The 26,619-nt window shown below is 38.3% G+C and carries 25 protein-coding genes; 12 read left to right on the forward strand and 13 right to left on the reverse strand.

Annotated features, from left to right (window positions below; genetic code table 11):
• Nucleotides 1-142: 142 nt before the first annotated feature.
• The 7 genes from MKJ01_RS05925 (at nt 143) to MKJ01_RS05955 (ending at nt 7,070) form a co-directional block, all read left to right on the forward strand.
• Complete coding sequence (locus MKJ01_RS05925) at nt 143-706, forward strand: hypothetical protein (RefSeq protein WP_241612544.1); 564 nt, start codon at nt 143-145, stop codon at nt 704-706.
• A 111-nt stretch (nt 707-817) separates the two neighbouring features.
• Nucleotides 818-1,867 (forward strand): glucokinase, encoded by a 1,050-nt coding sequence (locus tag MKJ01_RS05930; protein WP_241612545.1) that lies wholly within the window; start codon nt 818-820, stop codon nt 1,865-1,867.
• Nucleotides 1,868-2,023: 156 nt separating this feature from the next.
• Nucleotides 2,024-2,590 (forward strand): YceI family protein, encoded by a 567-nt coding sequence (locus MKJ01_RS05935; protein ID WP_241612546.1) that lies wholly within the window; start codon nt 2,024-2,026, stop codon nt 2,588-2,590.
• A 77-nt stretch (nt 2,591-2,667) separates the two neighbouring features.
• Complete coding sequence (locus MKJ01_RS05940; RefSeq protein ID WP_241612547.1) at nt 2,668-3,294, forward strand: YceI family protein; 627 nt, start codon at nt 2,668-2,670, stop codon at nt 3,292-3,294.
• 84 nt (nt 3,295-3,378) lie between these two features.
• Nucleotides 3,379-4,020: a hypothetical protein gene (locus MKJ01_RS05945; protein ID WP_241612548.1), complete on the forward strand. Its 642-nt coding sequence runs from the start codon at nt 3,379-3,381 to the stop codon at nt 4,018-4,020.
• Between the two features lie 106 nt (nt 4,021-4,126).
• Nucleotides 4,127-5,470 carry an ammonium transporter gene (locus tag MKJ01_RS05950; protein WP_241612549.1) on the forward strand — a complete coding sequence of 448 codons (1,344 nt, stop codon included), beginning with the start codon at nt 4,127-4,129 and terminating at the stop codon, nt 5,468-5,470.
• 181 nt (nt 5,471-5,651) lie between these two features.
• Nucleotides 5,652-7,070, forward strand: a complete 1,419-nt coding sequence (locus tag MKJ01_RS05955) for an L-serine ammonia-lyase (RefSeq protein WP_241612550.1) — start codon at nt 5,652-5,654, stop codon at nt 7,068-7,070.
• 145 nt (nt 7,071-7,215) lie between these two features.
• On the opposite strand, the gene MKJ01_RS05960 is transcribed toward MKJ01_RS05955, so the two are convergent.
• The 7 genes from MKJ01_RS05960 to tsaE all read right to left on the reverse strand — a co-directional run bounded on the left by MKJ01_RS05960 (nt 7,216) and on the right by tsaE (nt 14,397).
• Nucleotides 7,216-8,061, reverse strand: coding sequence for a prephenate dehydrogenase (locus MKJ01_RS05960; protein WP_241612551.1), 846 nt, complete (start codon nt 8,059-8,061; stop codon nt 7,216-7,218).
• A 257-nt stretch (nt 8,062-8,318) separates the two neighbouring features.
• The gene (locus MKJ01_RS05965) at nt 8,319-10,610 is read right to left on the reverse strand and encodes a cation:proton antiporter (RefSeq protein WP_241612553.1); all 2,292 of its coding nucleotides are present in this window, start codon (nt 10,608-10,610) and stop codon (nt 8,319-8,321) included.
• Between the two features lie 207 nt (nt 10,611-10,817).
• Nucleotides 10,818-11,528, reverse strand: coding sequence for a LytTR family DNA-binding domain-containing protein (locus tag MKJ01_RS05970; RefSeq protein ID WP_241612555.1), 711 nt, complete (start codon nt 11,526-11,528; stop codon nt 10,818-10,820).
• A complete protein-coding gene (locus tag MKJ01_RS05975; protein WP_241612558.1) occupies nt 11,506-12,276 on the reverse strand; it encodes a histidine kinase in 771 nt (256 codons plus the stop codon). The genes MKJ01_RS05970 and MKJ01_RS05975 overlap by 23 nt, the downstream gene beginning before the upstream one ends.
• A 76-nt stretch (nt 12,277-12,352) precedes the next feature.
• Nucleotides 12,353-12,724: a hypothetical protein gene (locus tag MKJ01_RS05980; protein WP_241612560.1), complete on the reverse strand. Its 372-nt coding sequence runs from the start codon at nt 12,722-12,724 to the stop codon at nt 12,353-12,355.
• Nucleotides 12,724-13,917: an alanine dehydrogenase gene (locus tag MKJ01_RS05985; RefSeq protein WP_241612561.1), complete on the reverse strand. Its 1,194-nt coding sequence runs from the start codon at nt 13,915-13,917 to the stop codon at nt 12,724-12,726. The genes MKJ01_RS05980 and MKJ01_RS05985 overlap by 1 nt, the downstream gene beginning before the upstream one ends.
• A 72-nt stretch (nt 13,918-13,989) precedes the next feature.
• Nucleotides 13,990-14,397, reverse strand: a complete 408-nt coding sequence (tsaE, locus tag MKJ01_RS05990; RefSeq protein ID WP_241612563.1) for a tRNA (adenosine(37)-N6)-threonylcarbamoyltransferase complex ATPase subunit type 1 TsaE — start codon at nt 14,395-14,397, stop codon at nt 13,990-13,992.
• 81 nt (nt 14,398-14,478) lie between these two features.
• On the opposite strand from tsaE, the gene dnaG reads away from it, so the two are divergent.
• The 4 genes from dnaG (at nt 14,479) to MKJ01_RS06010 (ending at nt 19,469) form a co-directional block, all read left to right on the forward strand.
• A complete protein-coding gene (dnaG, locus tag MKJ01_RS05995; protein WP_241612564.1) occupies nt 14,479-16,467 on the forward strand; it encodes a DNA primase in 1,989 nt (662 codons plus the stop codon).
• Nucleotides 16,468-16,585: 118 nt separating this feature from the next.
• Nucleotides 16,586-17,272: an ATP-dependent Clp endopeptidase proteolytic subunit ClpP gene (clpP, locus tag MKJ01_RS06000; protein WP_241612565.1), complete on the forward strand. Its 687-nt coding sequence runs from the start codon at nt 16,586-16,588 to the stop codon at nt 17,270-17,272.
• A gap of 242 nt (nt 17,273-17,514) precedes the next feature.
• Nucleotides 17,515-18,063: a type 1 glutamine amidotransferase domain-containing protein gene (locus tag MKJ01_RS06005; protein WP_241612566.1), complete on the forward strand. Its 549-nt coding sequence runs from the start codon at nt 17,515-17,517 to the stop codon at nt 18,061-18,063.
• A gap of 137 nt (nt 18,064-18,200) precedes the next feature.
• Nucleotides 18,201-19,469: an esterase-like activity of phytase family protein gene (locus MKJ01_RS06010; protein WP_241612567.1), complete on the forward strand. Its 1,269-nt coding sequence runs from the start codon at nt 18,201-18,203 to the stop codon at nt 19,467-19,469.
• A 351-nt stretch (nt 19,470-19,820) separates the two neighbouring features.
• Here the strand turns inward: MKJ01_RS06010 and tpiA are convergent, their stop codons facing one another.
• The 4 genes from tpiA to MKJ01_RS06030 form a co-directional block, all read right to left on the reverse strand.
• Nucleotides 19,821-20,579 carry a triose-phosphate isomerase gene (tpiA, locus tag MKJ01_RS06015; RefSeq protein WP_241612568.1) on the reverse strand — a complete coding sequence of 253 codons (759 nt, stop codon included), beginning with the start codon at nt 20,577-20,579 and terminating at the stop codon, nt 19,821-19,823.
• A gap of 104 nt (nt 20,580-20,683) precedes the next feature.
• Nucleotides 20,684-21,031 (reverse strand): TerB family tellurite resistance protein, encoded by a 348-nt coding sequence (locus MKJ01_RS06020; protein ID WP_241612569.1) that lies wholly within the window; start codon nt 21,029-21,031, stop codon nt 20,684-20,686.
• Between the two features lie 62 nt (nt 21,032-21,093).
• Nucleotides 21,094-22,206, reverse strand: coding sequence for a BT_3928 family protein (locus MKJ01_RS06025; protein ID WP_241612570.1), 1,113 nt, complete (start codon nt 22,204-22,206; stop codon nt 21,094-21,096).
• 1 nt (nt 22,207) lies between these two features.
• The gene (locus MKJ01_RS06030) at nt 22,208-22,774 is read right to left on the reverse strand and encodes a DUF1599 domain-containing protein (protein WP_241612571.1); all 567 of its coding nucleotides are present in this window, start codon (nt 22,772-22,774) and stop codon (nt 22,208-22,210) included.
• A 117-nt stretch (nt 22,775-22,891) separates the two neighbouring features.
• Here MKJ01_RS06030 and folP point away from each other — a divergent pair, with 117 nt between their 5' ends.
• The gene (gene folP / locus MKJ01_RS06035) at nt 22,892-23,737 is read left to right on the forward strand and encodes a dihydropteroate synthase (RefSeq protein WP_241612573.1); all 846 of its coding nucleotides are present in this window, start codon (nt 22,892-22,894) and stop codon (nt 23,735-23,737) included.
• Between the two features lie 53 nt (nt 23,738-23,790).
• Here the strand turns inward: folP and MKJ01_RS06040 are convergent, their stop codons facing one another.
• Nucleotides 23,791-24,027, reverse strand: coding sequence for a hypothetical protein (locus tag MKJ01_RS06040; RefSeq protein ID WP_241612575.1), 237 nt, complete (start codon nt 24,025-24,027; stop codon nt 23,791-23,793).
• A gap of 34 nt (nt 24,028-24,061) precedes the next feature.
• Nucleotides 24,062-26,482: a hypothetical protein gene (locus MKJ01_RS06045; protein ID WP_241612577.1), complete on the reverse strand. Its 2,421-nt coding sequence runs from the start codon at nt 26,480-26,482 to the stop codon at nt 24,062-24,064.
• Between the last annotated feature and the right edge of the window lie 137 nt (nt 26,483-26,619).

Here is a 26,619-nt window from a genome sequence, read left to right on the forward strand (position 1 = left end):
TAAAAATATTAAACAGTTATTTAAATTTTAATAAATTAATACTCAATACAGTATAGCTATTATCGCTAATAAGAAGGATTAAAAACTTTCCTTGGCATGATTTTTACATCTGTCAGCGTAGTGAAATTTTAAAATCAGAAGTATGAAAATGTTTAAACAAGCAATAGTATTGGCTGGACTTTTAACAGCTGGTGTAGTAAGCGCTCAAAATGCACAGATGAACAACATGATTAAGGTGGGTGCCAATGTTGGTTTAGCGGTTCCTTCAGATAACCTTTCCGCCGCTGTCGGATTGGATGTATCGTATCAGAATCTGGTAACGCCGGGCTTCGGATTAGGTATTGCAACAGGATACAGCCATTATTTTGGAAAAGAAAACAACGGATATGATAACAATGATGTAGGAGTAGTTCCTATAGCTGCTTTAATCAGAATTTATCCTAAACAAATGGGATTCTACTTCGGGACTGATTTAGGGTACGGTTTGTTAGTAGGTAATGATAAAGTTGCTGCAAATGCTGCAACAGACCGTCCGAATGGAGGGTTTTATATCAAGCCTGAGATCGGATATCACAACCAGGACTGGAATTTCTTTGTACAGTATCAGAAGGTATTTGTAGGAAGCAACGGTGATATGCCTAATCAGGACTACAATGTAGGCAATATTGGAGTAGGGTTTTCTTACAACATTCCTTTAGGAAAATAGTTAGATTTATATAAGTAATTATCAGCCAAACCTTTTCGAGCTTTTGAAAAGGTTTTTTATTTACAGCGGACATTTACAAAAGTATTATTATATTTGATAAAATTTGAGGTTATGATTTTGAATCCAAAATTTCCACTTTATTTACCGGGCGTAAAAAACGGTAGCAATGATAATGTTTCTATCATTGGCGCAAACCTTCGTGAAGACGTGACAACATTAGGTTATTTTGTTTCCGGTAACGGAGGTCTTGAGATTAAAATCCAACAAAGTTATCCTACCAAAGAATACACTGCTTTTTCAGATATTTTAAAGAAGTTTATTCAGGATAACCAGCTGGAAAACATAAAAAGATTCGGTATGGCCGTTCCTGGGCCGGTTCTTAACGGAAGGAGCCGCCCGGAAAGATTAGGCTGGAACCTTGATATGGAAGAGTATTCGAGAGATTTCGGCTTTGAAAAGGTAGATATGCTGAACGACCAGGAAGCTTCAGCCTACGGGATGGGTCTTCTTGAAGACAGTGATCTTGAGCCGATTTATACCAGCGGACATCTGGAAAAAGGGAACGTAGCCATCCTGGCACCGGGGAACGGGCTGGGTGAAGCCGGATATTTTTTTGACGGAAAATACCTTAGACCTTTCGCTTCCGAAGGAGGACATTCCGAATTTTCTCCCCGAACCACCGTTGAGGTTGAATTTTATCAGTTCCTTAACAATCTGTATGGAATCGTAAGTTGGGAGAATGTGTTGTCTAAAGCAGGACTTTTCAATATTTACAGGTTCTTAAGAGACGTTAAAAGACATCCTGAACCGGAAGGTCTTGCAGAAAAGCTGAATAATGGCAACTTTGTTCAGGAATTATATAAAGCAGCCGTAGAAGACGAAGTCTTGATCTGTAAGATTGCTTTGGATACCTTCCTGGAATTCCTGGCGAGAGAGGCCAATAACCTTACCTTGAAGCTTAAGGCAACAGGAGGCCTGCTTATTTCCGGAGATATTCCTCAGGAGATCAGAGCGTATATCGACAAAGATAAATTCTATGAAAAATATAAAATCAGTGATAAGATGGAAGAAATGCTGAAAAATATTCCGATTTACCTGATCAAGCAGGATCAGACTGCCCTTAACGGCATTGCACTGTATACTGCTTATTATCAAGACTAAACTGAACTCCGGATCTCCGGAGTTTTTTTATGGAATGACAACAAATAGCAGCTGATAAAAATATAATTATTTATTGATGTACATCAAGACAATCTAACGATACAGTTGATTAGATTTGCACTAGTAAAATAATAAATAATTTACTTTTTATTTCAAATGAAAAAAATATTCTTATTAGCAGTATTAGCCAGTGGATTGGCTTTCGGCCAGGCAAAAAAAGTAGTAGGTTCTGATATCCAGTGGTGGGGATACAAGATTGCAAAATCTGAAGCCAGCTCTCACAACGGAACCGTAAAAGTAAAATCAGGAGAAATGGTGATGAAAGGGAATCAGCTTGTTGGAGGTACTTTCGTATTGGATATGACTTCCATTAATGCTACCGATCTTACCGGTGAATACCAGCAGAAACTGAACGGACACCTTAAAAACGGTGATTTCTTTGAAGTTGAAAAATTCCCGACGGCAACTTTTAAAATTACAGGCGTAAAGAAAAACAATGACAAAGTTTACAATTCTCTGGTAACAGGAAATTTAACGGTAAAAGGAAAAACCAATGCTGTTTCTTTCCCTGCCAAGATTACTTATACGAACGGAACAGTAACTCTTGCTTCAAAAAAATTCACCATCGACAGACAGAAATTTGACGTTGCTTATAAATCAACCATGCAGGATGTCCTTGTGAAAGATGATATGGATTTGCTTGTAAAAGTAACAGCAAAATAATTTAATCAAAAAAAGATTGTTAAAAGTGTAGAAGTTCTACACTTTTTTTTATTTTTGTTGAATTGTAAATAAAAAAAATGAAAAGATTACTATTGTTTGCTATGATGTGTGTGAGCATGTCATTTGTTTTCGCTCAGAAGAAGGGAGATAAAGTGGTAAAGGTAACCTCGTCTGAGATCAGATGGTGGGGATATAAAGTGGTAAAGACGGTTCCTACCTCTCATTCAGGAACAGTAAAACTTAAAAGTGGAAAATTTACTTTCGATAAAACGGTTTTGGTTGACGGGGAATTCGTGATTGACATGAAATCTATTATGGCAGGAGATGTTTCAGATGAAGATCAGGTAAAACTGACAAATGACCTGAAAAGCACCAACTTTTTCGAGGTTAAAAAGTTCCCTCTTGCAAAATTTCACCTGACGAAAATTATTCCTCTGGCAAACAGCGAATACAACTCTACCGTATACGGGGATATCACGATCAAAGGCGTAAGAAAAACCATTACATTCCCTGCAAACGTATATATTACTCAATTTACAGTGGTAATTGAATCTGCAAAGTTCTCCTTAAACAGAAGAGACTTCAAAGTATTCTATCAGTCTTCACTGAAAGATTATTTTATCAAAAACGAAATGGATATCCAATTCAAGCTTTCAACGGAAAAGCTGGATAATGAAAACAGAACTCCGAAAAAGAAAGGATAGCATCAATCTGATCTTTAAAATATAAATAAGCGGTTTCTTGTGGAGCCGCTTATTTTTTTGTTTGATTTTTTTTATTTTAGTAACATGAAAATTTATGTAGTAAGCGGCCTGGGTGCGGATTTTACCGTATTGGAAAAGATTCATTTTCCGGATCATCATGAAGTGGTTTTTATCAATTGGCTTATTCCGCTGCAAAATGAAGGGTTTCTGGATTATGTGAAGAGAATGGCAGAGGGAATTGATGATTCAGCTCCGTTTTACCTTTTGGGGTATTCCTTTGGTGGAATTATGGTACAGGAAATACATAAAATAAAACCTGCCCAAAAAGTAGTTATCCTCGGAAGCATAAAATCTGATAAGGAAAAGTCACGGCTTATAAAAACGGGACAAATAACGAAGCTGCCAAAAATACTGCCTCTGACATTTTTCAATGAGAAAACCACCCGTATATACTCTGTATTCAGAAAATTTTTTGATCCCAAAAATCCAAAAGTTCTACAGTATTTTAAGGTAAGGGATCCTTATTATCTTAAATGGTCAATAGAAAAAATTGCTGATTGGACATTTGATGAAGATCCCGAAGTAATACAGATTCTGGGAGATCAGGATATTGTTTTTCCTTTGAAAAATTCCAAGCCAAACTATATTATTAAAGGAGGCACCCATCTTTTTCCTGCCACAAGATCTAAAGAAGTATCACTTATTTTGAAAGAGGTCTTTGGTTAGAAATAATATTTTTTTAATTTGTATTAAATTTTTAAGGGGTATATTAAATAAAAGTTAGTTTTTGTAAAATTAATACCTAAATTTGGTAGGGTTTAAATTAAATTTTATGAAAGTAGGGTTAAAATGGATCGTTTCATTCTCAATTATTACATGTATTGCAATTGGGGGATTATTCTGGAGTCCTCAGGTTGGTGTTCCTAATACCGGTGAGTTTTTATCTGAAGATAAAATTGTAGGGGCAGATGTTGCATGGATTCTGGCAGCAGCAGGTCTTGTTTTATTAATGACGCCGGGTTTATCATTTTTTTACGGGGGAATGGTAGGTAAGAAAAATGTAATTTCCACCATGCTTCAGAGTTTTATTGCTTTAGGCGTCATTTCCATTATATGGGTGGTCATCGGTTTTTCGCTTTCCTTTGGTGATTCAATCGGGTTTACAATGAATGGTGAACATTATGGAATTATAGGAAATCCTTTAAGCTATCCTTTTTTTAACGGGGTGGGCGTCTTACCACATAAAATGATGGCTTCCACCATTCCGTTTGTGCTTTTTGCTTTATTTCAGATGAAATTTGCAGTTATCACTCCTGCTTTGATTACAGGGTCTTTTGCCGAAAGGGTACGCTTTGTCTCATACCTTTTATTCATGGTGCTTTTCAGTATTTTTATCTATACACCGTTGTGCCATATGGTCTGGTATCCGGACGGATTGTTAAACAAATACTTTGGCATTAAAGATTTTGCCGGAGGCACAGTGGTACACATGAGCGCCGGCTTTGCTGCCTTAGCAGGTGCATTAGTCGTGGGCAACCGGAAAAAGCCGCATCACGAGCCATCGAATATTTCTTATGTCCTGTTGGGAACCGGAATGCTTTGGTTCGGCTGGTTCGGGTTTAATGCCGGTTCTGCTTTAAGTGCTAATGCAACAGCAGCAATGGCTTTTGGAACAACGACCATTGCTTCCGGCTCGGCGATGATGACGTGGATCTTTTTCGACAGGATTAAGGGGAGAAAAATTTCTGCCTTGGGAGCCTGCATCGGTGCGGTGGTTGGTTTGGTAGCGATCACTCCCGGATGTGGCTTTGTCTCGATTGCTGAAAGTATTTTTATTGGATTTATCTCAGCTATTGTTTCAAATATCATGCTCAATTGGAAAGCTTTAAAGAAAATTGACGATACGCTGGATGTTTTTGCATGCCATGGTGTCGGCGGAATTATGGGAATGATTTTAACGGCAATTTTTGCCCACGGTGAAAATGCCAGCCTGCTTCACGGTGGTTTTGAGATTTTTGCCCATCATATGATGGCTTTGATTCTTGTGTCGTTATTTGCTTTTTTCGGATCATTTGTATTGTATAAAATTACAGATAAAATTATTACGTTGCGGGTTTCTGAAGAATCTGAAGAACTCGGATTAGACATCTCCCAGCATGAAGAAACTCTTTGCTGAAAATAATTTTAATTCTTTTTGGCGTTGATTTTTAAATCTCAATTCAGTCTTTGGATTTAAAAAATGATCTGTAGGTATTCATATATAATTCGTAAAGCGGGAAGTGATTTTCTATCTCCGGCTTTTGCATTTCGATTTATCGTGTATCTTTGCGTTAAGGAAAAATGTACGAATTTTCTATATGGAATCAATATCGGTTTTTGAAATTATTAAGGTTGGAATAGGACCTTCAAGTTCCCACACCATGGGGCCATGGAATGCAGCTTCTGCCTTTATCAGGATAATAAAAAGGGAAAGGTCTGTTGCTGAGGTAAAAGAAGTCTTTCTTGAGTTTTTCGGCTCTTTGGCTAAAACAGGGATTGGGCACGGAACCGATATTGCGGGAATGCTGGGTTTAAACGGTGAGGATTTTAAGACCATCAATACTTCAAAAATTGATGAGAAAATTGAAAAGATAAAAAGTACACAGATCCTCAATCTGGGTGGTGAAAAAGAAATTCCTTTTATTTACGGGCATCATTTGATTCTGAATATGCAGAAATCCCTTGATTTTCACCCTAACGGAATGATTTTTAAAGCGGTTTTTGAAGATGGGACAGAGCTTGTTCAGGATTTTTATTCTGTGGGTGGAGGTTTTATCGCAAGCCAGGAAAAAAATTCCATAGAAAAGCACTGTATCCGGACCTTATATCCTTGCCACAAAGCATCAGATATTTCAAAATACTGCCAGCAATTGGGATTCAGCAGGATCTCTGATTTAATTTTAATTAATGAAGAAAGCTGGAGAACACAGGAAGAAACCAGGCAGGAGGCACTCTACATCTGGCAGCAGATTAAAGAATGTATTTATAAAGGAGTGAACAAGGAAGGTATTCTTCCCGGCGGCCTGAATGTGACGCGCAGAGCAGCCGGAATCAACAGGAAATTATTAGGCGATAAAATCTACAGAAATAAAGATGAATGGTTTCAGCAGGTTGTTGACTCAGAAGAAAACTTTACCAATATCAATAAATGGATTGCCTGTTTCGCATTGGCAGTGAATGAAGAAAATGCCAGCTTCGGAAGAATAATTACCGCACCTACCAACGGAGCCAGCGGAGTGATTCCCGCCGTACTTATGTATGCACAGGCTTTTACTGACGCTATTGATGAAGAGAACATCATAAGGTTTTTGCTGGTCGCAGGTGAAATCGGAACATTGTTCAAGAAAAATGCGACGATCTCTGCAGCAATGGGAGGCTGTCAGGCGGAAGTCGGAGTTTCTTCAGCAATGGCTGCAGCCGGACTTACAGAAATTTTGGGAGGAAGTGTCGGCCAGGTGCTGATGGCGGCGGAAATTGCGATGGAACATCATTTGGGTTTAACCTGTGATCCGATCAAAGGACTGGTTCAGATTCCTTGTATCGAAAGGAACAGCATGGGAGCCATTAAAGCCATCACGGCTGCCAATATTGCGTTGGAAAGTGATCCTTCAAAAGCTAAAGTAACGCTGGATGAAGTCATTCAGACGATGTGGGAAACAGCACTTTCGATGAACGACAGGTTTAAAGAAACCTCCGAAGGTGGCCTGGCCATCGCAGTGAACGTACCAGAATGTTAATTTTTAAGATGTAATTAAATATAAAATCCTTAGAATGTTGTTCTAAGGATTTTGCTTGTTTTTATTTTCTTCAAATTATACATTTTCTCGCTTTACGCTATTTAAGTTTATTTTCCATATATAAACGATTGCTGTATCTGCTTTTTTATTTACCAAGAATGCCTCTTATTTTATTCGCATGGTTAATCAGTTCTCCTAAATACTCGTAGTTCTCTTTTTCCAAAGCAGATTTAAACTTTCTCAGCTGCGAAATATGCTCATTGAGGACATCAAGAACATTTTCTTTATTCTGCTTAAAAATCGGAACCCACATTTCAGGATGGGATTTTGCGAGTCGGACTGTACTGGAAAACCCCGAGCTTGCCAGCTGAAAGATAGTTTCTTCCTCACGTTCTTTTTCCAAAACCGTATTGGCCAAAGCATATGAGGTGATATGGGAAATATGGGAAATATAAGCGGTATGAATATCGTGGTCTCCTGCATTCATATAGATCAGGTGCATGCCTAGATTTTCAGCAATTTTTTCAACCGTTTGCAATGCATCAGCAGCAGATTCTTCCTTGTTGCAGATGACTCCTGCCTTTCCCGAAAAGCTATCTGAAACAGCAGATGCAGGGCCGCTGTTCTCCGTTCCCCACATCGGGTGAAATGCCACGAATCTCGGACGTTTGGGATGGTGCTGTACAGCATTCACAATTCCAGCCTTCGTAGACCCGACGTCCATCACCGTCTGATGGTCTGAAATCAAATCCAGGATTTTCGGCAGTAAACTCCTTGCAGAATCTACAGGGATTGCAATAATAACCAGATCGGAATTTTTAATGCCGTATTCCAGATCGGATTCAGCATCAATGATCTTTAAACGTAAAGCTTCATTTATATGATTCCGGTTATGGTCTATACCGTAAATAAAATCTGCCATCCCTTTCTGTTTCAATTTCAAAGCCATTGATCCGCCGATCAACCCGGTTCCAATAATACTTATTTTCATCTTTATTTAAATCTAAAATCAAAAAACCCCGTCCGTGGACGAGGTTTACGTTATCTATATAAGAAATCCTTATCCCAAATTTGAGGTAAAAATTCCGTAATAATATGTTCCAGTATTGATAATCATCATACGAAGATATGAATTTTTAATTAAGATTAAAAATGTGAATGGTAATTGTGCTGTACAGGTGTCATTATTTTAAATAGGTAAAAGCCATTTCAAAAAACGCCCAGTTTGTACAGCACAATTACCATTCCCTATTGAGGGTTGCTGATAATCAAGGTCGACGGAATATCTGATAGCCAAAGGCTCTTGGTGTCAATCAGGCTTTTCCAGCTTTTGCTGCTGATCAGCATCAGATCCTGTGCATTCAGAAATTCTTTTTCGATCCTCTTCTCATTATATAAAGTGATGTGGTTAGGGGCAACCTGCTCAATACTTCTGATCAGTTCCTTTACTTCGATATTATTCCTGATCTGCCCGGCAACATCCAGAATAATGATCTGTGAATTATTGTTATTAATGAGTCTTTTCGCATACTCCAAAAGGTAGAAATCACTCAGGTTAAAAATAGGGACAAAAACCCTATCCGCTGTTTTAAATTCTTTCTCAACCAAAATCCCTACCGGAATATTGGTTTTATCTAAAATCTGAAGTGTAAAATCGTCAAAAGGAGAGTTATTGAAAATGTTTCCTTTTCCTTTCACGGTATTCAACAGCTTTTCGGGATTGATGATTTTGGTGGTAAAGCCTAGAAGCCTTCCCAACAAACTTCCCTCATACATGGATTTTCCCAGCATAATGAGGAGAAGATCATAATTGCCTTTATTGGTAATGTTGGTAAGATCACTTTCTACATCAGTAGAAGCTTTAAAAAGGGTGGTGATTTCAAGATCCAGCTCATTTGATGTTTCAATGACATTTTTAAACTGTTCTTTTTCAAAGTCGTCAATCTCAAAGGCATGAAGTTCATCAACAGGAGCAATATTCATCACGGTAACACTTTTATTTCCGTTCATTTTGCGGGTGAAATTATCAGCCAGCTTCAGGAGTGCACTTCCGGATTGTGGGGTTTCAAAGGATAGCAGGACCTTGTATTTAGCATCATTGCCATCTCTTTTTTCATCGTCAGTCATTGATTTTCCTCCTTTGAAAATATAATTGATAAGATCGAGGCAAGTCCCCGTCATGAATGTGGTGAATAAGGCCATAATGACGAGCATTGCAAATAATTCCGGACCCAAGACACCCAAATCATATCCGATATTAAGTACAATCAGTTCGGTAAGTCCTCTTGTATTCATTAATGCGCCTATCGTGAGACTGTCTTTCCAGCTCAGGTTAAGGAATTTTGCCGTAAGGGCACTCCCTACAAACTTCCCTGTGACTGCTGTCAGGATGATGAATCCGCCGATCTTCCAGAGATGAGGATCGTTCAGCAGTCCGATCTGAGTTCTTAATCCTGTAAAAACGAAGAAAAGCGGAAGTAAAAGAACCAGAGCGACATCTTCTATCTTTTCTATGAACAGGTTCCTGAACTTTACGTTTTCCGGCATGACCGCACCCGCCATAAATGCTCCGAAAAGCGCATGGATCCCAATGACTTCTGTTGCGTAAGAGGAAATAATTAAGATCAGAAAAAACACAGCTACCAGTGCTTTGCTGATAAAGCCTTTTCCTTTCTGAGACTCAGCAATCCTGTGAAGAAACGGTCTGACCGCTTTGATCATGATAAATACATACAGAACCGCCATTAAAATTACAAATACGGATCCTGAAAAAGATCCTGCCTTTACAATCGCAATAACAGCAGCCAGGATACACCAGGCTGTAATATCGTCTGCAGCAGCGCAGGTGATGACAACGGTACCGATTTTTGTTTTATGAAGATTTCTTTCCTGTACAATTCTTGCCAGAACAGGAAAAGCCGTGATACTCATTGCGATCGCAATAAATAAGGCAAATGAGCTGAACTGAATGCCTTCCGGAGCGAATTCCTTATAAATAAAATAAGACAGTCCTACTCCTAAAGCAAAGGGAAAAATAATGCTTGCATGACTTATGACTACTGCATCATGGGCTCTTTTTCTCAGAACACTGAGATCAAGTTCCATCCCGACGATATACATGAAAAGAATAAGCCCGATCTGGCTCAAAAACTGTAAGTTGGGAAGGGATTCTCTTGGGAAAATAAAAGCCGAAAGCTCCGGGAAATATAACCCGAAAAGAGAAGGCCCGAGAACAATACCCGCAATCATTTCACCGATAACCGAAGGCTGCTTCAATTTTACGCATATCCAGCCGAAGAGTTTGGCAACGAGAATAATGGTAATAATCTGTGCCAGGAGCAAGGCCAACGGATGATGAAGATTTATCATAAATGAATCGGTGAAATTTTCCCACATAGTAGAACCGGTGGTTTTAGGAATGGCAATGTTTTCTCCGATTTCAAGTGTTTTTCCCTCTATAAAAAACCAATACATCAGACATGAAAAAAATGCAATGGTGGTGATGTAAAAAATAATGTTTTTATATTTTCCCAAACTCATAATTCCGCTTAATTAAAGTGCAAATCTCCTAAGAATATATGAATGATACCAGAGCGACTTCTTAAAATGTAACCAAAAAGAGAAATAATGTAATGAAACATACGAGAACGGATATCCAAAGTCGGTCCTCATTTTACAGGCTTCGTTTTATTTTGCATTTTTGAAGTTGTAGCAGGTTGAAAGCTGAAATATAAATAAGTGAACTATTTATTTCCCGAAAAGTTCCATCAATGAGCTTTTATAGGTTTCACCGATCTGTAGTTTTAAAAAATGACCATTTTCAGAAGGGATGGTGGTGATGATTTCAGTGGTTGAGAATATTTTTATAGAGGACAGCGCGATCACCTCTTTTTTATTGACTTGGGCAAAATCTTTTGCAGGAAGCATGTCCAGGAGATTTTTAAAATTGAGGTTTTTTAAGACCATTTTTGTTCCGTCGTTCAAAATGATGTCTTTATCCCTGCTGTCGATCTCGGAAGTTTTAATGTAGACAATCTGGGCCGTAAAGATGACTGTTTTACCGATGTTGGTATTCCATTCAATAAAGTCTTTTCTTGCAGGCTGCTGAATCAGTGTTTGAGCTTTTTCAAACGCTTGTGCCAGCCTTTCTTTTTTGATTGGTTTTCTAACGTAATCCACAACATTCAGGTCAAATGCTTCGGCAGCATATTCCTTATAAGCGGTAGTAAAAATAATTTTTTTTGATCCTGAAATAAGCTCTGCCACCTGGAGTCCGTTAATTCCGGGCATTTCAATATCAAGGATACAAACGTCGCAATCAATCTGATCGATCTCATTTAAAAAGGCTTTAGGGTCATTGAATGCCTTTACCACTTCCACATGGTCGATCTGTTCACAGAGCAATTTTAAATAACTGATCGCCAGTAATTCATCATCAAGAATAACGCATTTTATCATAGAATTCCCTAAAATTAATTGTTAGTTCCGCCGTGAAGATACCGTTTTTTGAATTTTTTTGAAGCATATAAAAGTTACTGTAAATCATTTTCAGCCTCTGATCAAGAGACTGGCTCCCAAATCCGCTTTTTTCTTTTTCCAGCATGTTTTTCAGAGAAGCTTTATTGCTGACCTTCATCATAAAAGTACCATCCTCAAGTTCTATCTGAATCGAAATAAAGGAGTCCTGAGCCAGAAAATCCGTATGCTTAAATGCATTTTCTATCAGGTCTACCGTGATCAGAGGAGCGAAAACCTTTTCCTCATACATTTCATCGGATTTATCTATTTTGGATTTGATCCTGAAATCGAATAAGGGATTCACTTTAATTTTATTAATCTCAATAAGGCTTAATGCAAAGTGAAGTTCTTCTTTCGGGCTTACGAATTTATTGTTGCTTTCGTACAGAATATAATCCAGCACATTGGCCAGTTTATCCAGTGACATATAAGTGTGATAGGCATGGGACTGAACTGAATTCAGAATATTTTTAAATAAATGAGGATTCAGTTTGGTGCCGATATGCTCAAGCTGTACTTCGTTCAGCCTTTGTTCTATAAGCTTGTTGGTAGCTGCCAGCCTGGCGTTTTTTTTCCGTATTGCCTGATTCTGACTGAATAAAAAAACAGCGACTGTTAAAAAAAGGAAAATGGCAAATACCGCGATGAATATCAGGTAGTCATGAATCATGTAATAATTGCCGTCCATAAATACAATGTGCTAATTATTTAAATAAAAGGCCTGAAAAAGAGATTTTTACGGGTAAACATATTTATAGTTATTATTACCTCAGTTTCTTTAAAGAATTCAAGGTCATGTTTTCCCCACACTTTTCAAATGTAATTTCGTACTTAGGATTTTTCTCAGGATACGTTAAAAGATAGGCAGGACATGGTTTTTTCTGAGCCTGGCTCCTGTCAAAGTCTATTATTCCATGGGTAATGATGCTGTCTTTCAGGAATTTTTCATTGATTTTCAATGTCTGCATGGCCGTTTTTGCCTCATCTGAATATTTGAAATCTTTAGAAAGTGTTTCTGCAATCACCCTGCTGTTGGGTAGGTAACCGCTACAGCTTGCCCCTTTTTTGTTTAATATAAAAAATACAAGAATAAGCCCGGGAATAAGGCCGATTAAGTAGAACTTCAGTTTTTTCATTAGAAAATTAAAAGATTGATATCATGATAGGTAAGCCCGAAACGGTCGCAGATGATTTTTTTAGTATGCCTTCCTTTGTACATATAAAGGCTCTGCTTCATTTCATTCTTTCGGACCAGCATATTTTCAAAACCTCCCTCTTCATCATAATTTAAAATATAGGATAGAAAGAAATTGGAAACGGCTTTTGTTGTGGTTCTCGGCATTCTTGAAGTAAGATTCGGAAGCCCGCAGTGGATAACGCCATGTTTAATGATGTAAGGGTTTTCCATAGTGGTGAGTTCCGAGGTTTCAATGACCTTTCCGTTATCAATGGTTATATCGATAATGACACTGCCTTTTTTCATTTTCATTACCATATCTTCAGTGACTACCGGAGTCATATTAAGTCTCGGCAGAGCACCGATCACCACATCTGCTCTCCTCAATGCTTTTTTCAGTTCCTTAGGATCAATAATAGAAGTGGGAACTCTGCTGTCCACCAGCGTATGAAGTCTTCTTAGTTTTGAAAGTGAATTATCAAATACCCTTATGTTGGCTCCCAGTCCGATTGCTGCTTTTGTAGCGAATTCACCCACAATGCCGGCTCCTAAAACGACTACTTCCGCAGGGCGTACACCTGTTATGCCTCCCAGCATAAGACCATTAGACAAGGCAAGAAGTTCTGAAGCATACAAAATAGAAACGGTTCCTGCAATTTCCCCGATCAGCCTTACCAAAGCCAGTTGCTTATATTCGTCAACAATAAATTCGAAAGCAATGGCATTGACCTTTTTGTCTGCAAGCTTTAAGAAGTAATCCTTATCCCTTAAATTGATCTGAAGTGCAGAAACCAGATAGGTATTAGGCCGCATAAAGTCGATTTCCTCTTCGGTAGGCGGATTGATTTTTAAAATTAGATCCTGGGCAAAAGCTTCTTTAGGATCATTTGTAATTTTAGCTCCTGATTCGGAATACTGTAAATCTGTAAAGAATGAACCTTCTCCGGCTCCTGATTCTATAATAATTTCGTGACCACTTTCTACTAACACCTGTACGGCATCCGGCGTTATGCACGTCCTTCTTTCATTCAGAGAGGTTTCTTTCGGAATCCCTATGCTGAACTGTTTTCCCTTTTTAATGACCTCCAGCTTTTCTTCTTTCGGCATCAGTTCCTCTTCGGTGAAAGGAGTAAAAATGTTTGTAGTACTCATCCTTATAAATTAATTAAGTTCTTACAGATCGTTATTTTACATTCAAATTTCAACAGCAAAGATACATAATATTTATACGAATGAAACGTCTCTGCTTTCTCCGGTATTGATGATGCTCATTTCATGGTACTTAAGCCCGTAAAGCTCTTCTTCATACACTTCAGGCCATTCGATAATGCAGAGAAAAGCATTGTCCAGATACTCTTCAATACCGATATCATAGACTTCTTCAATGTTTTTCAGGCGGTATAGGTCAAAATGATAGACTTTTCCTTTCGGCGTGTCATATTCGTTGACAATAGAGTAAGTAGGCGAGCTCACCTCATCCAGGCTTCCTAGATTTTTAAGTAAAACCTGTGTGAAAGTTGTCTTCCCGGCACCAAGATTTCCCTTTAGTAAAAGGATAGGATGTTTTAATTCTGATATGACGGTTTCAGCTATTGACTGCCAGTCATCTATGCTTTTTATATTAAATTGCATGCAAGTTCTTTGATACAAAATTAGCTATAAACCGTTATATTTGTAGCAAAATTTTCTACTTCCTTACCATACTTATACATTATGATTTCCAAGCTGACCATTGACAAGATCTTTTCAACAATCCGTGTAGAGGAAATTGTCGGGGAATATGTGCAGCTGAAGAGGGCAGGGTCCAATTTTAAAGGATTGAGCCCGTTTCATGATGAAAAATCTCCCAGTTTTGTCGTTTCCCCAAGTAAGCAGATCTGGAAAGATTTCTCGACAGGAAAGGGCGGGACTGCCATTTCTTTCCTGATGGAGATTGAAAACTTTACGTATCCTGAAGCACTTCGCCATGCCGCTAAAAAATACGGTATTGAGATCGAGGAGGATCAGAAAGTTTTTTCTGAAGAAGCCAAGCAGGCGAATACCGAAAGAGATTTACTGTATAAGATACACGAGATTGCCAACGATTATTTTCAGGAAATCCTGTGGGATTCCGAGGAAGGAAAGTCTATCGGTTTGGCGTATTTTAAAGAACGTGAGCTAAAGGACGATATTATTAAAAAGTTCCAGCTCGGCTATTCTCCTGAAAAAAGAGATTCATTTACGGCATATGCTTTAGAAAAAGGCTACAATAAGGAAATCTTGGAAAAATCCGGGCTTTCGATCTTTCCGGAAAATACACCTTCGGGAATAGACCGTTTCCGGGAAAGGGTGATGTTTCCGATCCACAGCTTTTCGGGCAGGGTATTGGGTTTCGGAGCAAGGATTCTGAAAAATAATGTTAAAACGGCAAAATACCTTAATTCGCCCGAGACGGAAATTTATCATAAGTCCAATGTCCTTTACGGGCTAAACCAAAGCAAGCAGGCCATTTCCAGAAAGAATGTCTGTCTTTTGGTGGAAGGGTATATGGATGTGATTTCGCTCCATATGTCCGGGATTGAGAATGTGGTGGCAAGTTCCGGAACTTCTTTAACCACGGAACAAATAAAGCTGATCAAAAGGCTTACTGAAAATGTAACCATTCTTTTTGATGGTGATAATGCAGGAATTAAAGCCAGTTTCCGGAGCATTGATATGCTGCTCACGGAAGGTATGAATATCCGCGTCCTTTTATTTCCGGACGGGGATGATCCCGATTCTTTTGCTCGGAAACATCCGCAGGAATATGTGGAGAAATTCATTGAGGAAGAAGCAATGGATTTCATTGACTTTAAGGCTGAAATCCTTCTGAAGGAAGTTGGGAATGACCCGATAAAAAAAGCAGAAGCCATTCGTGATATTGTAAAATCGGTTTCTTTTGTTCAGAATGCTTTAAAAAGGGAAGTTTATCTTAAGCAGGTCTCCACTAAATTCGGACTGTCTGAACAGAGTCTTTTCAATGAGCTTGATGTTCAGCGGCAGATCACGCAGAACCAGAGCCAGAACCAGCACGTTCAGCAGCAAAAGCAGAGTGCTGCTCCTCCAAAAATGGAGATTGTTCCGTTAGAAGAGGGAAAAGAAGATCCCTTTTTATTCGATGTTTTGTTCATGGAAAATAAGCTGGTGGACCATATGCTCATGTTTGGGGATGTCGTATTGAAGAGGAGCAATGAAAAGAATGAAGAATATCAGATTACGGTGATTGAAGAAATCCTGCATCATTTTGAAGAAGAAAATTACAGTTTTCTATCCAAGAATAATGAACTGATCATTAATCACGTAAAAGAAGGTATTCAGAATGATGAATTAAGAAGCGGCAGTTTTTTTGTCAATTTCATGGATGAGGAGATTACTTCTAAAGTAGTAGATGCCCTTCTTCCTTTGGACGATCTTGAAAACTGGGCTTCCAGAAATATATTTCCGCCGAATTATGGCGATAAAATTGCCGAACAGGTCAGGGGAGATGTATTACTTCATAAATACCGGTATATTGATTATCTGATTAAAGAAACTGCGAAGCAGCTGGAGCAATACAGTACTACGGATGAAAACCGGTATTTTGAAATTATTAAGCAAATTACTCTTCTTAAACAGGCGTCTATCCGATTGAGCGATATGATTGAATATTCCCCTATTAAAGGCATTTATGCCAACAGGAAATAAAGATTATAAGACATCTTGCTGATGCAGCCATACTTTTCTATGACAAAAAGTCCTGTAAAATTTTAGGAATAAAAGTTGTAATTTAAACTTCGTAAATTTTAATATACACAACAGAAATATGGACATTAAAAAAGAATTCAGAGATTTCTCTACAAAGCATTTGGGAAACAGCGGTTTGGCTACTGATCAATATATGGGAATGTACGGCCCTACTAACCTTACGCCGTATATCATGGAAGAAAGAAGATTAAACGTAGCGCAGATGGACGTGTTCTCCCGTCTGATGATGGACAGGATTATCTTTTTGGGCACAGGAATCGATGACCAGGTAGCCAATATTGTTACGGCACAGCTTTTATTCCTTGAAAGTGCAGATCCTTCAAAAGACATCCAGATCTATATCAATTCTCCGGGCGGAAGCGTTTACGCAGGGTTAGGTATTTATGATACCATGCAGATCATCAAGCCTGATGTAGCGACCATCTGTACAGGGATTGCCGCTTCTATGGGAGCTGTATTGCTTGTAGCAGGAGAAAAAGGAAAACGTTCGGCATTAAAGCATTCAAGAGTAATGATTCACCAGCCTTCAGGAGGTGCACAAGGAGTGGCTTCTGATATGGAGATCAACTTACGTGAGATGTTAAAGCTTAAAAAAGAATTATACGATATTATTTCCGATCATTCAGGCCAGACTTACGAATGGGTTGAGAAAGCATCAGACAGGGATTATTGGATGACTTCTACAGAAGCAAAAGATTTCGGAATGGTAGACGAAGTTTTACAAAGATCTAAAGAGAAGAAATGATTTTCTGAAAAGGAAAATATGGCGCATCAATTAATTTTGATGCGTTTTTTATGTATTGCAGTTTATCATCATCTGCACTTATTGCTATAAAGAAAGATTAAACTGTTTTATCTTACATGTGGTTTTCTAAATTGATCAATAGATAATACACATAACTGAACTTTAACATTTATTTATAAGTTCAGAATTGATAACGGCATTATTTTTCCAATAAAACCGGCATAACACTAAATCACAAAATTATGTCAAAGAAAATTGCAATTTTAGCAACCGATGGGTTTGAAGAAAGCGAATTAAAATCACCGAAAGAACATTTGGAACAGCAGGGCTGGACGGCTCATATCATAAGTCCTGAATCAGGAACAATCAAGGCCTGGGCAGAAAAAGACTGGGGAAAGGAATATCCCGTTGATAAAACCTTGGATGAGGCACATGCATCGGATTATGATGCGTTGGTATTGCCGGGCGGTGTTATTAATCCTGACCAGTTAAGAACTAATGAAACCGCTTTATCATTTGTAAGAGATTTCTTTCAGCAGCAAAAGCCGGTAGCTGCAATCTGCCATGGTCCGCAGATTTTAATTAATGCAGAGGTGGTACAAGGAAGAAATATGACTTCGGTAAATTCTATCAGCAAAGACCTGAAAAATGCAGGGGCGGAATGGGAAGACAGTGAAGTGGTGGTAGATAACGGTTTGGTCACAAGCCGTACTCCAAAAGACCTTCCTGCCTTTAATGCCAAAATGGTGGAAGAAATCCTGGAAGGCAAGCATGAAGAACAAACTTTGTAAGCCTTAATTTAAGATCGAAGATAGAAGGCCCGGTATTTTTCCGGGTCTTTTTTATTCTGTAAATTAAAATACAGTTGTCATTCCATTTAAGATCAGTTTACATATAATAGTTACTTTCGCATCCAATAAAAGTAAACATGAAAAAATTCTTATTTCCTGTACTTGCCCTTATTTCTTTTACGGCATGTAACAACAACACAGACGATAGCGTAAGCAACCAGGATATCAATTACTCTAAATTACCCCAGGAATTCCCTTTCTCTACCATGGCAACGGTTAACGGTGTTCCCGTGATCAATGGCGGTTTCGGTTCAGGAGCGGCGGCGCATCCTACCAGAAAAGGAGAATTTTACGTAATAACAGACCGCGGTCCAAACACTGACTATTTAAACGGAAAAAAATTCCTTACTCCTTCCTTTACTCCCACCATTATGCATTTTAAAATTAATGCTGAAGGGAATATTGAGGTGATTAAATACATCAAGCTTAAAAATCCTTCCGGACAGGCGATTACAGGGCTTCCGAACCCGGCAGGAATGGGAAGTACCGGAGAAACAGCGTATGATGCCAATGGAAATGTCTTGGGAACCGATAATTACGGACTGGACAGTGAAAGTATTGTAGCAGCTGCGGATGGTACTTTCTGGGTATCTGATGAATATGGACCTCACATTGTACATTACAGCGCAGAAGGTATTGAGATGGAAAGAATCAGTCCGATCGGTGTGAATACGGGAACAAGAAAACTGCCGGCAGTTCTGGCTAAGAGAAGGGCGAACAGAGGAATGGAAGGATTGTGTATGACTCCTGACGGGAAAACATTGGTGGGAACGATACAGTCCATGATGTATGTGCCGAGTAAAAACGCAGCAACCAATAAAACACTGACCAGAATTGTTACTTTCGATATTGCATCAGGACAAACCAAGCAGTTCCTGTATCAGCAGGACGGAGGAGCCTCAGATTCCGTATGTGATATTACAGCCATCAGCAACACCGAGTTTTTAGTGATTGAAAGAGACGGGAACTTCGGTTCCCAGGGAGGAATTAAAAAAGTATACAGAATCAATATTGCCGGAGCATCTGATGTAAACGGAAGCGATCTCGCAGCGGTTGACGGGGTGAAAATCAATGGGAAAGCTTTGGAGCAGTGTACGTGGAGCGAAATTTCAGCAGCAGGAATCCAGGCCGTTTCCAAGAAGTTAGCTGTTGACCTTGTCGCAAAAATAGGCTATGAACATGATAAATTTGAAGGCCTGGTTTATTTAGGTAACAATAAAATTGCAGTTTTCAATGATGATGATTTCGGGATCGTAGATGACGGAAACGGCAACCCAAAAGCGAAGATTCTCCCTAAGACCGGTAAAACGGATAAAGGGACAATGTATATCGTTGATATTAATTAGATTTAGAAAAATAGCGGCATCGAAGATGCCGCCGTTTTAATTTATGTTGGTATCAGGTTTTTTCTTTTTAAAGAAACTAACGTACATTAGAAATGCCTGTATCAAAACAGTTCCTAAAAAAATATGATGATCGCCTGATACGTCGGAATTGATGCATGAAAAGGTAAATTTTCATCTATAAACACTACAGAATAATTTACAAGAATATGAAGTGTTGCAAAATGATATTTCAGAACATCAGGCACAATTCCAACAAAACTAATCATATAAAAAAGAATAGATTACATCAAACAAAAGAGTTCCAAGATCATAGAAAGATGAACTTTTTCATGTGATCAGTACTCTTTCAGTTTAATTAAATCCTTCAATAATTTTAGAGAAATCTTCCAGTTTCAAAGCAGCACCTCCGATAAGGCCGCCGTCAATATCAGGCTGGGAGAATATTTCTTTTGCATTATCTGGTTTTACAGAACCTCCGTAAAGGATTGAAATTTCATCTGCTGTTTCCTGTCCGTACTTTGCCGCAATTGTACTTCTGATATGCGCATGGATCTCCTGGGCCTGTTCTGGCGTTGCTGTTTCACCTGTCCCGATTGCCCAAACCGGCTCGTAAGCAATCACTACTTTTTTAATTTCTTCTGCAGAAAGCGTAAAAAGAGCTACTTCCGTTTGGTTTTTTACCACTTCAAAATGCTCTCCGGCTTTTCTCTGCTCAAGGGTTTCGCCGTTACAGTAAACAGGAATCAGGCCTTTATCCAAGGCTAATTTCACTTTTTTATTGCAGTGGGAATCTGTTTCGCCATGATATTGTCTTCTTTCAGAGTGTCCGATCAAAGAGCCTGAAGCATCGATGGATTCCAGCATGTCAGCAGAAATCTCACCGGTAAAGGCTCCGCTTTCATGCTCGCTCATATCCTGGGAAAATACGCCGATCTCATCTTTTTCAAAGATATCTTTTGCCATCATCAGATAAAGGGATGGTGGCGCAATCCATACTTCACAGTTCGTGGTATGGTTGTTTTTATAGCTTAGTAACTGAACCATTAATTGTTGGGCATCAATTACATTTTTATTCATTTTCCAGTTTCCTGCAACGATTTTTCTTCTCATAATTTTATTTTTATTTCAGAAGTTAGAGATTAGAAACTAGAAGTTAGAACTACAGTAAGTCTTTAAACTAATTTCTAACCTCTATTCTTTAATTTTTCAATTAATTAAATATTCCAAAGGTTTTTCAGAAGCGTATAAAAAGTATGCTCCTCATCCGTCACTACATTGTCCGCTTTAATGAGTGTCTTTGCAAACTGGATAAAGTTTTTGCGCTCTTCCTCAGTAGAATCATCATAAAAACAACGGGCATGAAATTCAAAATGATCTTTCCATTCTTCCGGCTGCAGCGTGGCAATGGCATCAAGCTCATTGTCGAGGTTGATTTTGAAAGGAAATTCATCTGCTAAATATTGCTGAACAATCATTCCTTCTTCCGGAGCAAATTCCCCGTCCACAGAGGAAAGGATCATTAATAGATGGTAACCGGCAATCGGTTTATTAGATTTGTGCATTATTAAATGTATATAATTTAGTACTTAATATTTTAATTGATGATGAATGAATACGTCGTTCATTACTTCACATAATCCTTGGCAGGCTGTTTGTCAACAATTTTACCGTTCTGCAGAACCAGTACAAACGGGTTGCTTCTGGCAATTGTTTTAATGGCAGTACCGTCCATCATCATATTTTTAATGGTTTTAAACGTGTTTGGATCGGTAGAAACACCGTAGACAACATTTGCGCCCTTGCTTTTAACTGCAGCCTCAACCTGCTTTAAAAACTCAGGCGAAACTTCTTTCGGGTGATAGGAGAAGACAAGAATAGCCTTTGGTGCAGTAATTACTTCTTCTGTAACTTCCATTCCTGTAGTGTCTTCTATCTTGAATTTGGAGATTTCTGATGTATAACCTTCTTTTACCAATAAAGATTCATTTTTTCCTTCCTCAATTTTCCATGGTGAACCTTCTGCCCAGTATTTCGTTTCTTTAATATAATTATCCTGATTTACCTTCAGTACTTCTCCCGTTTTCTGATTTTTGAGCGTGTAGAACGTCTTATATTCTGAAGGATTCTTATTAATTTTTTCCTTTTCGGATTTTAAGTCGGTCCCGATTTTATAATCCCTGAAATCAATCACAGGTTCTTTTATAATTCCGTATGCGCCGATCACGATCATGGCAACTGAAAATATTCCTAAAAAGATATATTTCAACTTATTTCCTGAGTTCTTTTGAGTATTGAAGCTGTAACTGTCTTTTTTCTTAAATTCTTTCCTGTAAAGAATAAAAACAATAATTAACCCGATTAAAAGGACAATATCTTTGATGAAGCTCTGCCACGGTGTAAATTTGATAGCATCTCCAAAACATCCGCAATCGGTAACAACATTGAAATAAGCGGAATAAAATGTCAGGAAACCAAAGAAAATACACAGCACAATCAGTGCCGAAAGGGTGAATTTAAGCTTTAACTTTAATAAAAGCATAAACCCGAGAAGAAGTTCTAAAATCACTACGATTACTGAAAACAGCAGAGCAAATTTTTCGAAAAACGGCATGTTGAAAACCGCAGGAGAAAAATATTCTTCCATTTTAAAGGAAAAACCAACCAGGTCCACCGCTTTTACAAATCCGGAAAGGATGAAAATAATGGCAATAACGAAACGTAATAAACCTTTGATCATATTATGGAATTTTAGATTCAGCTTTGTTTTCTGTTTCAGAGAATTTGATCAGGCAAAACACCGCATAATTCAGCATGTCAAAATAATTGGCGTCTAAGCCTTCAGAAGCAATAGTAATCCCTTCGTTATCTTCAATCTGCTTTGTTCTTAAAACCTTCTGGTAGATCAGGTCAGTAATGGATGAGATCCTCATATCCCTCCATGCTTCACCGTAATCATGATTTTTCCTTTCCATTAAATTTTTCGCTTCCGTGGAATAGGTGTCATAAAGCGCCAAAATCTCTGATGTATCTTCATTGAAGTCGTTGGAAAAGCCTTTCTGTAATTGAATCAGCGCAATAATAGAGTAATTGACAATCGCAATAAATTCACCTTCTTCGCTTTCATCCACCATCTTTTTGCCGGCCATCTGTATGGTACGGATCCTGTTGACCTTAATGTAAATCTGATCCGTAATCGAACTTGGCCTTAAAACCCTCCATGCTGCTCCGTAATCCTGTAGTTTTTTGCTGAAAAGCTCACGGCATTCCGCAATGATTTTCCCGAACTGTACTGATGTTTCTGACATAAATTCTCTTGATCTTTCAAATATACGAATTAGTTTCAGGTAGCAGAAATTAGCATTTGGTTTTTTAAGGTAAGAAGCCGGAAGTTAGTATTTTTGCGGAATGCAAAATCATCTATCATGATCAATTATCATTCGCTGAACTGTAACGGAAAACTCATCAGTTTATCTACGCCGAAGATTATGGGAATCTTGAACCTGACCCCTGATTCTTTCTCCGACGGCGGAAAATTCAATAATGAAAAATCAGCACTTCTTCATGCTGAAAAGCTGTTGAAAGAAGGGGCAGAAATCATTGACATCGGTCCGCAGTCAACGCGCCCGAATGCCGAATTTTTAAAGGCTAAAGAAGAGATCAGAAGAATCGGGAACATTATTTCTTCTGTTAAAAAAGAATTTCCGGATGCACTGGTTTCCCTGGATACATTCTATGCTGAGACGGTTAAATTCGGATATGGGCAAGGCATTGATCTCATTAATGATATTTCCGGAGGCCAGTATGATGACAACATGTTTGATACCGTTGCGGAAACAAAGCTTCCCTATATCCTGATGCATGTTAACCCGTCCTATAAAACCATGCACGATAAAGTAAAATTTAGTGATATTACACTTGCCGTTAACCGTTATTTTTCTGAAAAAACAGCCATGCTTTTAGAAAAAGGAGTGAAAGACATTATCCTTGATCCCGGTTTCGGTTTCGGTAAAACCGTGGAAGACCAGATGAAGATGATCGATGAGGCGAAATACTTAGGATTTGGAAAATTTCCTTTACTGATCGGTATTTCAAGAAAATCTTTTATCTATAAGCCGCTCGGGAAATTACCATCGGATATCAATGAGGAAACCCAGAAGCTGCACATGAAAGTTTTACAGCAGGGAGCCAAAATCCTCAGGGTGCACGATGTTGCGGAAGCTAAAAAAACCATTGATATGTTCTTAAAAGTTATGAATGATGAGTTATAAATGATGAGTATAACTTTATAATTAATAATTCATTACTCATAACTACAGTTCGTTCAATTAAGATGTGCCAGTTTATCGGCAAACTGTTTTGAGAACTCTTTTCGGTCTTCTTCCAGTTTTTCCTGTTCCGACGGTAAAATATAGTTGAACAGAATTTTGTTATCGTTGTCTAAGAAAATGATTTCTTTTTCATTTCCGTCAATCATCTGTGCAAAAATCTCCCACATGGAGGTATCCTTTAATTTTAAAAGTTCAAAAAAGCTTTCTGCTTGTATTTCTATTTTCTGCATTGTTGTTTATAATTATTTAAGATTGATTTTAGGCCTAAAATTCTAACAGTTTCAGTTTAAACTGAAGCGCAAAGTTCTGCATAAAATTCGGAGTGGTGTAATAACCGACTCTGTAAAACAGACCTAAATTAAAATAAGAAGACAGGAAATTGCTCCATTCCAGACCAACTTCCTGATATAAATGATTCAGCGGACGGAATTTTAACTGGTGGTATTCCGGATGTTGCATATTCCCAATGGTGCCTCTCAGCACAAAATCAAAGCTTGAGATATTCTGCCCGAAACTTTTAAAATAAAACGGCAGCTTGTGTGTGAAGTAATAAGCAATAAACCGGTCATTGTAATATTTACCGCCTTCCAGGGTTGCAAATCCCAAAAATGAGGTCAGGTTAAAATTAAAATCCCTTTTTGGAGAAGCCAGACCGTTCATCGTAAAGTTTTTCCAGATCGGAGCATCACCCAGAACAATTCCGCCGTATAACCTGAAGCCGGTTGTTCCCAGCATGGTTTTGAAATTATGCACAAAAAGCGCATCGAAACGGGTATAATTAAAATCTCCGCCAAAAAATGTATAGCTCTGTTCATAATTGAAATACAGTTCCGGATATTTCTGGTCGATCAGGGATTTTCCCTGTGGCGTCATAATATTGGTAGAGTTCGGCGAGAATTTTAAGGTGAATAACGTGTTGAAATTATCAAAACCGGGTCCTCTGTTCCTGAATGAATAGTCAAATAAAGCTTCTTCATAATTCCTTCTTGCGGCAAAAACAAGGGTCAGTCCATTGGTGACATCGTTGAGATAAGAAAAAGAAGCACTTCTGAAACGGTAATACCGGTCATTCTGGATGTTGTTTCCATAGTTGGCCATTCTCATTTTAAAATTCCAGAGCCTTCTGTAAAACTCTCCGGAAGCTGTTACATCATCTGTATAATCGATCCTGAAAAATGAATTTTTATCAAGAGTTGTCTTCATATCAAGCCCGATTCCGTATTTCCACCGGTCATCTTTGAAGCCGTAAGCAAAATAATAATCCGGTGAAAAATAAGGATTGAAGGTTTCATTGAGCTTAGCTTTTAAACCTACTCTGAACCCTTCATATAAATTGTAGTTTACAATTTCATCCACTGCAAAATCCAGGGATCCTGTACGGATCTGCCCGTTCAGTAAGCCTGTAAGGACTCTTGCCTTAGTATCGATATTATAAATTTTACCCAGGCTGTCGATGGTCGTATATGTATTTTTTTCTCTTGCGTTTAAAGGGTCGGTACGGTATCGGTCCAAGGTTTTCCCGCCGATATTTTTTACAGAAAAAGTATATCCTTTAAAATCGTTTTTGTTATTTACAATGGGTGACTGGTAATCGAAATATCTCGAGCTCAGGAAAGCATAGGTGCCAAAACTCTGTTTATGTTTTTTTTCATGTTTCTCTTCAGGATGTTCCTGTTCCCTGCTATCTTCTTCCAGCACCATATTGCTCATTTTCAGCTTTACGGTTTCGTGGGCCAGGAACCACTTGTGATTAAAATAAGTCCAGGTGCTTGTAATAATCCCGTCGTTTTTATTTTTACTGAAATTCTCTATCTTTTTAATACCGTAGGTTTCGGTGTCAATATAAATTGCACCGTTATATTTCCTTTTTTTATCAGACTTTTTATAATTAACTTCCCGGAAACGGATCACAAAATTTTTCCTTCCGTCCATCTCTATCGTATCTGTTAAAAAAAACCGGTAAAGCCCTCTGTTCTCCTTTTTCAGCTGTGTGGGCAGACGGTCCCTGTTGCTTTGCTGGAGGGCGATCATTTCGTAGATGGGCTGTTTGAGGCCCGAAATCCTGTTGTCGAGGATGTTGATTTTTTCCCCGTAAGATTTTGAATATAAAAATTCCTGGGCTCTTTCCCAGAGGAACAGTTTGCTCCGGGCAAATATGTTTCTCGCAGAAATATTGTTCAGAGAATCTTTTTCTCTTTTTTTCTTAATAAAATTGCTGTTCCTGAAAAATTCATTAAACTGGACGAGGCTGTCTTCATCAATGTCCATAGAGATCTTCTCGTAGGATTTATAAGAATAAGATTCGAGGCTTTTGGGCGAATTTTCCCGGAACATCCGTTCCACTTTTTTCAGGATTTCCAAGGCTCTGGGATCACTTTTATCTTCAATGATCACAGTTTCAATGGCGGTGGTTTTAGAGGAATGCTTCAGCAGGGCAATCTGCATATCTTTTCCCACTTCAGCTGATTGCTGCCCGTACCGGTCAGCAGATATTTCAATACGGCTGCATGAGGTTGAAAACTCCAGAAAGCCTTTAACATCCGTGTATCCTAAGACAGTATGGTTACACGAAACAGAAGCATGGGAAACAGGCATCTTTGTTATATCGTCAATAACCCTGATTCTTGATTGGGAATATCCCAGAATGAAGGTCCAGAAAAATATAATTGATAAGATCCTTTTCATAAATGCTGCATCAAAATTAATGATATTTCTGATTCTGAAAAAGTTTTATCCTATAGAATTCTATGAGGAAGATAAATCCTGATAAAGCAGAAGTCCGGTATTACATACTGTAAATCAATGATGAATATATTAATCGG

Origin of the sequence: Chryseobacterium sp. SSA4.19 (genome assembly GCF_022601875.1) — a bacterium.
In the GTDB taxonomy this organism is placed as follows: Bacteria; Bacteroidota; Bacteroidia; order Flavobacteriales; family Weeksellaceae; genus Chryseobacterium.